This is a genomic window from Rhodopirellula sp. J20-39 (genome assembly GCF_057365095.1).
This window is the reverse complement of sequence record NZ_CP195123.1, coordinates 7063861-7076749: the sequence shown is the minus strand read 5'-3', so window position 1 is coordinate 7076749 and position 12889 is coordinate 7063861. Positions and strand designations below refer to the sequence as shown.

At 54.6% G+C, this 12889-nt stretch carries 8 protein-coding genes; 6 read left to right on the top strand and 2 right to left on the bottom strand.

From position 1 onward, the window contains the following. Positions 1 to 6: 6 nt before the first annotated feature. From ACR3ZL_RS25825 to ACR3ZL_RS25805, 5 genes are read left to right on the top strand one after another with little or no spacing between them, the layout of a single operon-like run. Positions 7 to 1821, top strand: a complete 1815-nt coding sequence (locus tag ACR3ZL_RS25825; RefSeq protein ID WP_473650223.1) for a GumC family protein — start codon at positions 7 to 9, stop codon at positions 1819 to 1821. A gap of 42 nt (positions 1822 to 1863) precedes the next feature. Beyond that, positions 1864 to 3261, top strand: coding sequence for a sugar transferase (locus tag ACR3ZL_RS25820; RefSeq protein WP_473650224.1), 1398 nt, complete (start codon positions 1864 to 1866; stop codon positions 3259 to 3261). 37 nt (positions 3262 to 3298) lie between these two features. Further along, complete coding sequence (locus ACR3ZL_RS25815) at positions 3299 to 4558, top strand: glycosyltransferase family 4 protein (protein ID WP_486173073.1); 1260 nt, start codon at positions 3299 to 3301, stop codon at positions 4556 to 4558. Then, the gene (locus tag ACR3ZL_RS25810; RefSeq protein ID WP_473650226.1) at positions 4555 to 5592 is read left to right on the top strand and encodes a polysaccharide deacetylase family protein; all 1038 of its coding nucleotides are present in this window, start codon (positions 4555 to 4557) and stop codon (positions 5590 to 5592) included. The genes ACR3ZL_RS25815 and ACR3ZL_RS25810 overlap by 4 nt, the downstream gene beginning before the upstream one ends. After that, positions 5589 to 6410: a WecB/TagA/CpsF family glycosyltransferase gene (locus tag ACR3ZL_RS25805; RefSeq protein ID WP_473650227.1), complete on the top strand. Its 822-nt coding sequence runs from the start codon at positions 5589 to 5591 to the stop codon at positions 6408 to 6410. The genes ACR3ZL_RS25810 and ACR3ZL_RS25805 overlap by 4 nt, the downstream gene beginning before the upstream one ends. Here ACR3ZL_RS25805 and ACR3ZL_RS25800 read toward each other — a convergent pair. Further along, the gene (locus tag ACR3ZL_RS25800) at positions 6399 to 7892 is read right to left on the bottom strand and encodes a DJ-1/PfpI family protein (RefSeq protein WP_473650228.1); all 1494 of its coding nucleotides are present in this window, start codon (positions 7890 to 7892) and stop codon (positions 6399 to 6401) included. The genes ACR3ZL_RS25805 and ACR3ZL_RS25800 overlap by 12 nt on opposite strands. A 284-nt stretch (positions 7893 to 8176) precedes the next feature. Here ACR3ZL_RS25800 and ACR3ZL_RS25795 point away from each other — a divergent pair, with 284 nt between their 5' ends. Next, positions 8177 to 9775 carry a DUF1559 domain-containing protein gene (locus ACR3ZL_RS25795; RefSeq protein ID WP_486173072.1) on the top strand — a complete coding sequence of 533 codons (1599 nt, stop codon included), beginning with the start codon at positions 8177 to 8179 and terminating at the stop codon, positions 9773 to 9775. A 29-nt stretch (positions 9776 to 9804) separates the two neighbouring features. Here the strand turns inward: ACR3ZL_RS25795 and uvrA are convergent, their stop codons facing one another. Further along, positions 9805 to 12735, bottom strand: a complete 2931-nt coding sequence (uvrA, locus tag ACR3ZL_RS25790) for an excinuclease ABC subunit UvrA (RefSeq protein WP_473650230.1) — start codon at positions 12733 to 12735, stop codon at positions 9805 to 9807. Between the last annotated feature and the right edge of the window lie 154 nt (positions 12736 to 12889).

Genomic DNA, 12889 nt, shown 5'->3' with positions numbered 1-12889 from the left:
AAATTGATGTCACGTTCTGATTCTGAAGCCTGGGCGATGGTCACGCCTGGTGATGTATTGCGATCGATCCGCCGCCGAGTTCCCTCGGTTATCGTCACGACTGTATTGGTGACTGTAGCGGTCGTCGCGCTTTTGATCGTTTGGCCGAACCAGTATCGCAGCGAAGGGATGATGTATGTGCGTCTAGGACGCAATGCACTTGGTTCGGACCCGACGTCTAAATCCAGTAATTCGGTGTCCATGCAGGAAAGCCGTACCGCTGAGGTTGCGAGCATTGGCGAAATGGTGGGCAGCCGCGAAATTGCCGAACGAGCCGTCGAGCGGGTGGGTGTGGACGTTATCAACCAGCCTCGTAACTGGATTGAACAATCTCTCGAAGACGCCGCTGCGTTCATGAAATCGGATCACGCATTGGTGAGCTGGATTCCCAAAGGTGAGCCTAAGACAGCGGGTGATATGACCGCTGAAGAATATGAAGCTCAGATCGAACGCGAGAAGGCAATCAAGACTGTTCAAAAGGCGATCAACGTCAATGTTGCCAAGAACGCGTACACCGTGACCGTGGGCGGCAAGGAAGATGACCCCATTTTGATTCAGTCGATCGTGCAAGCGGTCATGGACGAGTTCGGTAGCTACCACGTTGACGCGCACCGAGTTCGCGGTTCAGAAGATTTCTTTGACCAGCAGGCTCGCGAGAGTCGTGATCTTGCAATCGGTGCGCGGAAGAAGCTGCAGGAGACCCGCAACGAAATGGGCTGGTTGAGTGCAGAGTCGGCGGAGCGAACCTTGAGTGAACGCATCATCGATTTAGAGATGAAGCTCAGTTCGGCGGATAGCGAATTAGCTGAGGCGATTAGCCAAGCGGAAGAATTGCGTCGCCAACTTGATGCGACTGAACCTTGGGTGCCGATCGAAAAGACTTTGGGCATTGCGAACGTGGCCGGCGATACGATGCGTAGCCAGCTTTACGACGTGCAAGTTCAAGATGGTGAAGAGCTTGCCAAATTGAGCCCATCGCATCCACGTTACAAACGTCTGCAACAGAAGATGAGTCAAAGCGAAGAACTCGCTGGTGACGAGCGGCAAGAACGCCAAGAAACTCGTGAGGCAATTAATCCGGTTTACCAAGACTTGGAGACTCAATTTCAAACGGTTCGTGCCAAAGCGGTTGGCTTGGCTAGCCGTCGCGATTCGGTTTTGGAAAGGCTTGAAGCAACGCAAAGCGATCTGCAGCGTTTGAATCGTGATATGACCGTGATGGCTCGGTTGAGCTGGGAAGCGGACATTGCTGAAGCAACTTACCGGGAACATGCACGCTCGCTAGAAGAGGCTCGGGTGAATGCCGAGCTAGACAAAAATCAGATGTCTGACGTTAGCGTGATTCAAGAAGCGACCTTGAATCTGAAGAAGTCGGGTCCAATGCGTGGGTTGTTGTCGGTTGTCGGCGCCATGTTTGCGTTTTCGTTGGGCTTGTTGCAAGCGATCCTGCGAGATTCACCGGTGGATCCGCGTTCGACAACGCCGCGTTCCAAACGAGACCGGCTGGATAGCGGTCGCTCAGATCGTCGTGAGCGAGATCGGGTCGACAATGAGCGGTTTGACGGCAATCGCGATTCTTTCCGGACCGAAGTTGATCACGGTGAAATGAATCCTCACCACTTGTCCGCTGGCAAGCCGAGTCCGATTTCCGTGGACGACCAAGGCCAAAAAGCGATGGATGCGGTTGAGTCGGCAGCGTCTGACATTGATGCAACATCAGGATCTGTTGTTGGGGTGGACAACGGCAACTCGAATGGCCAATCGACATCGTTGCCACGCTGATCTCGTTTGTTGAACGAAGTCAAAATCAACTAGGACGACGCTGTGTTTTCAATTTTCAAACGACGCTCTACCGATCAGCGGTGGTTGGCTTGGCCGACCGCCTCGACGCTGGGTAGTCGCCGTGCGCTCTTGCTAACGCCAAGGCAGTTTGAGCGTGAAGTCGCTCGTGAACGCGTGCGTTCGACACGACGAGGCATTCCGTTTTGTGTTCTGCAGGTGGAATTGATCGCGGCCAATGCGCTGGATCCGGAAGCTCAATTGTCGGCGACGCTGGATGATTCGTCGGTCGGTGTTTTAGGACGAACACGGCGGATGACGCAATTGAAGAAGCAGTCCCGCAAGTTGATCGATGTGCTGCACCGAAATTTGCGGATGACTGACGAAAAAGGCGTGCTTTCGGCAACCCGGTATGGTGTGTTGTTGGTCGATACGCCGGAGATGGGCGGTCGTGCTGTGTTGGACCGGATGACAACCCTGACCGCCGACGCAGGATTGGGCGTTCGGCTAAGTTTGCAGGTTCATGACCCAGAAGGTTTCGGAGATCGGTTAGACGATTCGAAGGAACCATTCGATACACCGGACGACGATCGCAATGGTGATCCCGGCGATCAGAATTGGGTGCGAACGCCTACGCCAACGCTGAATGAATCGAATGCCTCGTTTCAAGCTCGTGTAATAGGTGAGCCAGAAGTATACGGGCCGCAGACCCGCACTCAGGTATGTCGGGACAAACCATTAAACGAGGGCCGGTCGGTTCGAGCGTCTGACTTCCGTGCTTCACGAGTTCAATCGGATCAAATTACGGTCGCGGACGAAGAATTGACGTTGCCCGCGCCTTTGGTATCGCGTTTGACCAAACGTACTATCGATGTAGTTGGTGCATCGGTCGGGCTGATTTTGACCGGTCCGTTTGTGTTAGCCGCCATGGTGGCGATTAAGCGTGGTGATGGTGGGCCGGTCTTCTTTTGCCAGACCCGCGAGGGGCAATTCGGTCGGCCGTTCACGATCTATAAACTGCGCACGATGGTGGTGGATGCTGAAAAAGCACAAGCCTCGCTGCGATCGGCCAGTCATCGCGACGGGCCGGCGTTCAAGATCAGTCGTGATCCTCGAGTGACCCGTGTAGGGCATTTGTTGCGTGCGACTTGTCTGGATGAATTGCCACAGTTGATCAACGTTTTAAAGGGTGACATGTCTTTGGTGGGCCCTCGCCCGTTGCCGTGGCATGAAAGCCGAGCGTGCGAACGTTGGCATCGTCGCCGTTTGGACGTTCGTCCAGGATTGACCTGCATTTGGCAGGTCGACAAGGCGAAAGCTGAGACATTTGATGATTGGATGCGGATGGACCTGCAGTACATTGACCGAATTGGTCTATTTCAAGACTTGCGGCTAATCGCCCGTACGGTCGTTGTGCCGATGACGGGTCGCGGCGGCGATTGAGCGGTGTGATTTTCAAAAGATGAATTATCATGCTGGGGTGAATCCTTTTTCCCAAACCATCGAGCCCGCTGTTTCTGAGCCATCGTGCATCGATGCGCGCGTGGTGTTTTTGACCCACTACATCCCGCTCTATCAGGTTCGGGTTTTGCAGGAGATCACGAAGTCGATTCGTGACTTCAAAATCCTGTTAAGCACACCGATTGAGCCGAACCGTGACTTTCGTCCCGATTGGTCGGGGCTGGACGTTGAGATTCAAAAGACGATCACTCTGCGGCGACGTTGGAAGCATCGCAGTGCAGGCTTTGATGACCCGCTGTTCGTGCATGTCCCTTACGACACCTTGTCGCGTTTGAAGTCGATTTCGCCGGATGTTGTTTTTTCACACGAGTTAGGCGCTCGATCGCTAGCGGCAGCACGATACTGTCGTCGCAGTGGTGCAAAGTTGGTGCTGGCAACATTCATGAGCGAGCACACGGAGCAGGGGAGGGGATGGATTCGATCGAGAGTTCGTCGGCGGTTGATCTCTCAAGCGGACGCGATCACATACAACGGTCCCTCTTGTCGCGAATACCTGTTGTCACTGGGGGCAGATAAACAACGATTGTTCCATCTGCCTTACGCTGCGGACGACCGCAACGTTTTGCCGGAGGTTCCAACACGCGATGAGGACGTTGTGCGGAATCGGTTGCTGTGTATTGGACAGCTCAGTTCTCGCAAGGGTGTGTTGCCGCTGGTCCAGCAAGCAAGTGAGTTTTGTCGCAAACATCAACGTTCTTTGGAGATCACGTTCGTAGGTGATGGTCCGATGCGATCATCGCTGGAAACCTTGGCCGCTGGAAAGCCGATCGAAGAGCAGCCTGCACCAGACGAACGATTGAAGATCCATGTTCTAGGTAATCAACCGGCGAAGGAATTGCCGACGCTCATGCTTCAGCACGGCGCGATCGTGGCACCCACCCTGGCTGACGAATGGTTGTTGGTTGTCAACGAGGGAATGCATGCAGCAATGCCCGTGATTGGTAGCGTGTACGCTCAGGCGGTGACCACGCTAGTTCGAGATGGTGAGACCGGTTGGCGGTACGACCCGCTGGCCGATGATCAGGAACGTTCAGGTTCTTTGGGGAAGGCACTGGATAGCTACTTTAGTGTCTCCAATGAACAACTTATCGGTATGCGTCAAAACGCGCGTGAGGTTGCCGCGTCGTATACGCCGCGGCAGTCTGCCGATGGAGCCATTGCCGCGATTGCGTCGGCTTTGAATGACAATCAAAGCTCTGGTTCAGGGCACGCGTCATGAGTGAGTTACCTTTAGCAAGTTTGTCGTTGGATCTTGATAACAAGTGGGCCTACTTACGTGCGGCGGGCCGTGAAGATTGGGAAACGAGCGAGAGCTATTTCGGTATTGCAATCGAAAGAATCGTCGACCTGCTTGGCGAGTTGGACTTGCCATTGTCGGTGTTTCTGGTGGGACGCGATCTGTTGCATGAAGAAGATGTGACAGCGATTAGAAGTTTCGATCGTTTGCGATCTTGGGAACCCGCAAATCATTCACTGAATCATCTGCCATGGATGCATACGATGGCCGATCAGGAGATTCAGGAGGAAATTGAAACCACGCACGACCGCATTGTTGCTGCGTTTGGCGTTCGTCCGGTTGGATTTCGAGGCCCGGGTTTCAGTTGCCCCGACGAAGTGTTGCGAGTGTTGTCGCGGTTAGATTACCGCTATGACGCTTCGGTTTTTCCAACTTCGATGGCTCCTATTGCGCGAGCTGTTTTTCTATCGCGAACGAAGTTGCGAGGGGAACAGCGAGAAAAGGCAAAGAAGCTGTACGGAGGATTTGCATCGATGCGAAATCCCAATCGTCCTTATGTGCGAACGCTGACGGGTGATGATCCAGTGGATTGCACAAGCATGTGGGAGGTGCCGGTGACGGTGTTGCCGATCGTGCGAACACCGATCCATTTTAGCTATCTGAACTTTGTCGCTCAGACGAGTGTTAAGTTAGCGAAGACCTACTTTCGAATTTCGCTGGCCGCGTGTCGTCGGTTAGGCGTAACACCATCGTTGTTGCTGCATCCACCTGATTTTTTAGGTTGTGATGATGGATCCGACATGGCGTATTTTCCAGGGATGAAATCGACTCGCGATATGAAGCTGAAGTTCATGCGATGGGCGTTGGCTCATTTTGCAAAACAGTTTGATGTCAAAACGATGCTCGACCAAGTCACGCAGTTGAATCCTGCGGCGACGCGTCCCGAAAACTCGATGACGTCCGGACGTCATTCTTCTTCTCATTCTTTTCATTTGAATCCTGACGTTTCACTATGATCGACTACGGCCAACACAGTGTTCTCGGTATCGGTGTCAACGCGATCGATTATGAAGCAGCGATCGATAAGATCATCGGTGCCGCCAAGTCACGCCAATCGATGGCGGTGACGGCTTTGGCAGTGCATGGCGTGATGACGGGCGTGCTCGACCGCGAGCATTTTTATCGGCTCAATCAATTTGACTTGGTATGTCCAGATGGGCAGCCCGTTCGCTGGGCACTGAATGCTCTGCACGGCAAAGGGTTCGATGGTCCGAAGTTGCCGGATCGAGTATACGGTCCTGAACTGACGTTGCGATTGTGTGAAGCCGCAGCCAAGCAAGACGTGCCGATCTTTTTGTTTGGTGCCACCGAGGAGATGCTATCGCAGTTCGCGACCAACTTGTCGGAGCGGTTTGAAGGACTGCGGGTGGTCGGGCAACGGGCGTCGGCGTTTCGTCAAATTAACGCAGAAGAGCGAGATGAGTTGGCTGCGGAGATTACGGCGAGTGGGGCACAGATGTGCTTTGTTGGGCTTGGTTGCCCTCGCCAAGAAATCTTTGCTTATGAGATGCGGTCTCACCTTTCGATGCCGTTGATTGCGGTCGGGGCCGCGTTTGCTTTTCACGCCGGGATGTTACAACAGGCTCCGCCTTGGATGCAAAACAATGGGCTGGAGTGGTTGTTCCGACTGACCCGTGAGCCAAGCCGACTGTGGCGGCGGTATTTGTATCTCAATCCAGCCTACGTCAGTTTGTTGACGTTGCAAAAACTGGGTCTGTACCGCAAATCAGCAGCGGACGGGAAGCAGCCTCAAGAAGACCTTCTATTTGGCTGATGAGGTCAAGAGCTGTGCTAGGCGACGACCAGCCTCGCGTGCCGAGCGATCGTCTTCGGCGGTGATGATTTTGCCGTCGATCATGACGTCATCCGCGACCGAGTTGGGATCGCCAATCGAACCTGCGGGGACCAGTCGGCCATCGTTCTGTTCGATGTGCCAGCGGATCGACGGAGCACCGGGGCGGCCGTTGTAGGTTCCTTGCGGTGCTTTACGAGTGGGCGCGGTGACTCTTTTTCCCGCGAGTAGACTTTTGCCATTCACCCGAGACCAGGCGAGTACCGAAGTCGCGTTGCAGATCCCGCAAATGTATTTGTCGTCCGCCGCGAACTGATTGAGCAAGCGATTGACAATTTGTTTGGTTTGGCGATCGCCATTGTAGGATCGGTCGTTGTAGTTGCCCGGGAATGCGAACTGATACATCGACGATCCCCAACCACCGGAGAACACGATCGCGTCGTACCGGTTGGCATCGACTTGGGCCAAGGTGAGGTCAGGCTTGACACCACCGTCACCGGTTTGACCGGACCCGGGGTGTGGATAACAGATTGCGGCGTGTCCGGCGGCGACGTCGACGGTGATGCCCGCCCGTTCAAGTTCTTGTTTGGGATCGGCAAACTCGCGGTAGAAAAAATGCCGGTTGGCGATCACGAGCAACACGCGGTGCGAACCGCCCGATTTTGAAGTGGAGCGTTGTTTTGGTGGTAGCGTATTCGAGCTCGCTTGAGGGGCCGAGCGTCCTGTATCAGTCATGCGAGGTGATCGTTGCAGCTCCGGCCGAGACGCAGATGCGGTGGCGGATCGTGTTGGTTTCGCAATCGAAGCGGAATCGGCTACCTGTCGAAGTTCAATGGAATGGAAGGTGGTTGAGGATTGATAGGCTCCCACGCCAAGAGTGGTGCCCGATGGCATCGACCAAAGCGGATGCAAACTGAGTTCACTTCCGTTGCCCTGGTAAGTGCAGAGCACTTTTTCGTCGAGCAAACAGGTGACTGAGTTCTGACGGACTTGCACTTCAGCGGTGTATTGCCGCTCGTTCCTAATAGCGACATTTTCGGTTCGGGTGGTGTTGGATTGCAACTGAATGGTTTGCCCATCAATCGTCTGGATACCAGCAAGGTGTTGACTCCAGGCGTCTATTTCGAAGGTTGCTAATGAGGCGTTGTTACCAGCGTGTTTCGAGAAAATGAGTGCAATTGAATGTTGACCGGAATGACGCGTGAAGCGAACGCGAAAGTCGTACTCGCGGGGCAGCGTTGCTGGAATGGCAATCCGAGAACTGTTTGACGGCGTGGTTTGAATGCTGTCAGCACCTTGGGTCCATTGCCCTGCAACTGTGTCGCGTTGGATGTCAATCTTGGATAATTGAGAATGCCAGCGCTCGTCCGATTGTGGAGGTTCCGCAAATAGCTTGGAAGCATTGGTTAGCATCAGCGCGCAGGTCCAGGTTGCGATCCACAGCAGGTAGACAGAGCGTGACATGCGAATGTTCCGAGGAAGAGAGTGCGATCGCGAAGGAGCCAAGTTGCAAAGCGGGCATTCCAAAATAATGCATTCGAGATCGTGTCGTTGATTTTGAGGTGTTGGTGGATCCGTCATTTATGCTCGGGAGCGTCCTGTTATTCGAAAGCTGATCGCACCGCGACTTAGTCGACAGGCCAAATTTGATCCCGTAGGATGGGGGGCTCTTCCGTGACTCTTCGCCCTGCGCCTCCATTCTGGGATCAAAAATGCTAATTGCGTCGCCTGCTTCAGGCTCCTTTTCCATGCTCGCAATTGGGCTCTCGTTTTGGTTTGGCGGTCTCGCTGCCCGAGCTCAAGAAGTTGCGCCGTCTCGCTATTCCACCGAATACATTCCTGGTGATGCAATCGCGGCGGCCTTCCTGCCGGTTGGCGAGATGCTTAAGTCGCCAGATTTGGAGCTTTTTCCGATTGAGATTGCCCAGGCAGCCATGATTGAGAAGTTGGGGGTTGATCCACTTCACATTGCCGATGTGAGTGCCGTCGTCGGAATGCCGGGGCCAACGGGACCACAAGGTGGCGCGGTGATTCGAATGAATCACGACTACCAAATCAGCGACCTCAGAGAAAAGGCTCTAGACACGAGAGAACCGATGGAGGTTGGAGAGCACCAATTTTATTTGGTGAAAGACACACTAAGTGTGTTCCTATGCCGGCTGGATGCGAGGACCTATTTGGTGGGGACTGTCGAGTTTTTGGGTTCGATGATCGAAAGTAAGGGGGCGGAGGGGCCGTTGCCGAACTTGGTCGGAAAGTTGAAGCGTCGGCAAGGTTTGTTGGCCGTTGCAGTGATTGAACCCATCCGACCCATGGTCGTTGGAGGGCTAGGACAAGCGGCGGGACGCATGCCGCCTCCGTTACAGAAACTAGCAAGGTTCGGTGAGTGGGCCGATGCGTTGTTGGTGCACATCAACTATGGCTCAGCGATGGGTAGCTTGTCGGTCTCGGCATTGGGGACAGACGAAGCCGCGGCTGAAAACTTGGAAGATGCAATCAATGAGTCCATTGATTTCGGATTGCTGATGCTGCGTCAACAGGTCCTGAAGGAGCAACAAGTTCAACCCGATAACGCGGTCAATCGAGCGACGATCCAGTATGTCGATCGGATTTCAGCGACTTACTCGGACATGATTCGTCCGAAACGCGATGGCAAAACGGTGCAGATCAAGTTGGAGTCGAACATTGCAACGACCGGTGTCTTGGTAGGACTGTTATTGCCAGCGGTGCAGGCGGCCCGTGAAGCAGCACGGCGGATGTCAGCGAGTAACCATTTGAAACAGATTGGATTGGCGTTTCACAACCACCACGCGACACATCAATCACTTCCCGATCGAGCGATTCGCGACGCATCAGGAAAGCCAATTTTGAGCTGGCGGGTGAAGATCCTTCCTTTCATTGGTGAAGAAGCGTTGTACAACGAGTTTCATTTGGACGAACCGTGGGATAGCGATCACAACTATCGTTTGCTGCGCAGGATGCCCGAAGTTTATGTTGATCCCAGTGTGCCGCCACGGCCGGGCTACACCGTGTTTCAGGTTCCCGTCGGTGACGAGGCGATGTTCCCTGAAAGTGGGACGCGACGGTTTCGTGATGTGCGTGACGGTTTGTCCAACACGATCATGGTGGTCGAAACCAGTCGCGACCAAATGGTGCCGTGGACCAAGCCGGTCGATGTGCAACTTGATCCGGTGAATCCGCTTCCGCAACTAGGGAATACGCACCAAGGTGGATTTCATGTTGTCTTAGGTGACGGTGCGGTCAAGTTCATTACGACCAGTATCGACTTAAACATTCTGCGGGCGTTGGTGACTCCGTCGTCTGGCGAGGTGATTCAAGGTTTTTAGTCGACTGGTTAACGGCGCCACTGGGTTAATTACAAAGACGTTGGTGGTCCGCTGAAAACAACTTGGCCACCATCGTCAGCGGCTCCCGGTCCGATGTCGACAATCCAGTCAGCGGCGGCAACGAGCATGGGATGGTGTTCGATCACGATCAGCGAGTGGCCGTCAGCGATCAAAGCGTCGAAGCATCCGATCAGTCGCTCGATATCGGCGAAGTGCAATCCTGTGGTCGGTTCATCCATCAAGAACAGTGTGCGTTTTTTGGTGGAACCGGCCAAGAACGCAGCGAGTTTCAAGCGTTGTGCTTCGCCGCTGGAGAGGGTTGTCGCGGGTTGGCCCAAAGTGACGTAGTCCAAGCCGACGTCGATCAAGCGTTTAAGTCGGGCTTGGGCCTTGGGCATTGTCCGGAAGAATTGGTACGCGTCGCGGACACTCATTTCGAGAACGTCAGCGATGGTGCGGTCGCGGTAACGGACCTGCAAGACTTCCTCGCGATAGCGACGGCCTCGACATTCCGGACATCGCATGGAAACGTCGGCGAGGAATTGCATGTCGACGGTTTGGACGCCTGCACCTTCACACGCAGCGCACTGCCCGGCGGCGGAATTGAAGCTGAAGTGGCCAGGTTTGAAGTTTCGAATTCTGGCATCGACTGTGTCGGCGAAGGCCTTGCGGATTTCGTCGAAGGCTTTGGCAAACGTGACGGGGCAACTTCGCGGACTGCGGCTGATCGGTGACTGATCGACCAACAGACAATCTTCGATTTGGTCAACGCCCTGGATGCTGGTGTAGGGCAGGGTGGTCGCGGTATCCGCAGGTGGGCTGTCGCCCCGTCGGTTTGCTAGTCCAATTGTGACCGCACCGAACAGTGTGTCGTGGATCAGCGTGCTTTTTCCACTACCGCTGCGTCCGGTAACCACGCACAGCGAACGTAGTGGGAATTCAACATCAATGTCTTTCAGGTTGTGACCGGATGCACCTTTCAGCTTCAACATCGACGTAGGCTTGCGCGGCGTGGACTTGTAGGTGGGCTCCAGCGAATCGTCGGCCAAATATTCACCCGTCAGTGAATCTTCGGATTGGATCATTGTTTCGGGGGTGCCTTCGAAGGTCAGTTCACCACCGCCTGCACCTGCACCAGGACCTATTTCGATTACGTGATCCGCAGCAGCGACTAATTGAGCGTTGTGTTCGACTGCAACGACTGTATTGCCACGATCACGCAGTTGCAGGATCGTCCGGATTAGCTTAGTTACGTCGTCACGATGAAGGCCGGCGGTAGGTTCATCCAGGACGTACAACATGCCAACGAGCGTGCTGCCTAGTGCCGACGTTAGAGCAATTCGTTGCGTCTCGCCTCCCGACAGTGTGCGAAGGGGGCGGTTGAGTTGTAGGTAGCTGAGTCCAACCGATGCGAGATAACGCAGCCGGTCGCGGACCTGGCGAGTGGGCTCTTTTGCGATCGAGCTTTGACGTTGACGATCGGTGCGAGCGAGTGCTTCAAGAGCAGATGAATCCGTGTAGGATGCGGGTGCCTCGCGAACTGAAGTCTGGGGTTCCGTTTCTTCTAACACGGACCACGTTTCCAAAAAACGATCCAACTGATCGCACTGCATGGCGAGCAGTTCCGAAATGTTTCGGCCCGCAATCTGGTAGGCGAGAGCTTCGGGTTTGAGGCGTTTGCCTTCGCATTCGGGGCACGTTTTGTAGCTTCGGAATCTGGCTGCAAAGACGCGGATGTGCATCTTGTATTTTTTGCGGTCTAGCCACGCAAAGAATCCATCGAGCCCACCAAATTGACGGGCGGGGATGCCAGCATGGATCTTCTTCAGTGCGGTCTTGTTCAGCTTTGAAAAAGGAATGTCGACAGGGATTTTGTGATCGTCGGCGAGTGCGAGCAGTTCTTCGAGTTCGTGGCTGTACGACGGAGTGTTCCAGGGTGCGATGGCGCCTTCCCGGATGGTTTTGCTGGGATCAGGAACCACTCGAGTCATGTCGGTCTGCAACACATCGCCGAAACCCTCGCAGGTCGAACAGGCACCGAGTGGATGGTTGAAGTTGAACAGTCGAGGAACAGGATCGGGATAGTCAATATCGCAGCGATCACAACGCCGGCGGTCGCTAACGGTTCGTGACCTCATTGAACGTTCATCGACTTCGACGAAGGTGGCGTGTTCGGATTCTTCGTCGGACGTCGCTGAGTCTGATAGAACGATTGCTCGCCCGTTTCCTTCAGCCATGGCGGTTTCCAAGGACTCCGTCCAACGTGGCAGTTCGCTGTCGCCGGATAGTCGATCGACGACGACGATGGCGGTCACGCCGCGGCTGCCGATCCGCTTGGCGAGCGGCTTGCGATCTTCGTCAGACAGCCGGAAAGTTTCTCCTTTCAGGATGAGCCTTAGGTAGCCTTCTTGTTGCAAGGCCAGCAAGATTTCGCTGGCGGCGGTTCGGTTGGGCAACCAGACTTCAAACCCCACAATGGCTCGACTAATGTTGGATTCCGGCGATACCATTTCAGCCGCGATGCTTTGTGGGCTGTCGACGCTCACGTTTTGGCCACATGAATAACAGACCAAGTTCGCCGCCTTGGCAAACAGCAATCGGATATGTTCGGCAATCTCAGTGGCCGTGGCGACTGTGCTGCGGTTGTTTTTGACCGCCGAGGCGCGGGTCACGGCAATCGCGGGTGGAATGCCAGTGATCGCGTCGCAGTCAGGCTTTTCTAGCCGGGCGAGGTACTGGCGGGTGTAGGCCGAGAAACTTTCGATGTAACAGCGTTGGCCTTCGGCATAAAGCGTGTCGAGAGCCAGGGAGGTTTTCCCGCTGCCGGACAGCCCACAAACCACGACCAGTTTGCCTCGAGGGATATCAACGTCGATACCTTTCAGGTTGTTCGTCCGGCAACCCTGCAACCGGATTGGGGGCGCGGCATCGAGTGACTTCTTCACTGATTTGTCAGACATATTGTTACTCTTTTCGGCTTTTTTTGTAGCCATGCTTGTTTCCGCTAGCCAAGTCGCGCCATCTACCTTTGATCAACTACAATGTTGCGTTCAGCGATTCACCAACATTGAGTCCTACCGGTCCCCAATATCCCCCTTAGCAACCCCACCTTTT

Coding starts and splice junctions, on each gene's coding strand:
- ACR3ZL_RS25805 (WP_473650227.1), top strand. CDS start 5,589: ATGATCGACTACGGCCAACACAGTGTTCTCGGTATCGGTGTCAACGCG.
- ACR3ZL_RS25800 (WP_473650228.1), bottom strand. CDS start 7,892: ATGTCACGCTCTGTCTACCTGCTGTGGATCGCAACCTGGACCTGCGCG.
- uvrA (WP_473650230.1), bottom strand. CDS start 12,735: ATGTCTGACAAATCAGTGAAGAAGTCACTCGATGCCGCGCCCCCAATC.
- ACR3ZL_RS25795 (WP_486173072.1), top strand. CDS start 8,177: ATGCTCGCAATTGGGCTCTCGTTTTGGTTTGGCGGTCTCGCTGCCCGA.
- ACR3ZL_RS25825 (WP_473650223.1), top strand. CDS start 7: ATGTCACGTTCTGATTCTGAAGCCTGGGCGATGGTCACGCCTGGTGAT.
- ACR3ZL_RS25810 (WP_473650226.1), top strand. CDS start 4,555: ATGAGTGAGTTACCTTTAGCAAGTTTGTCGTTGGATCTTGATAACAAG.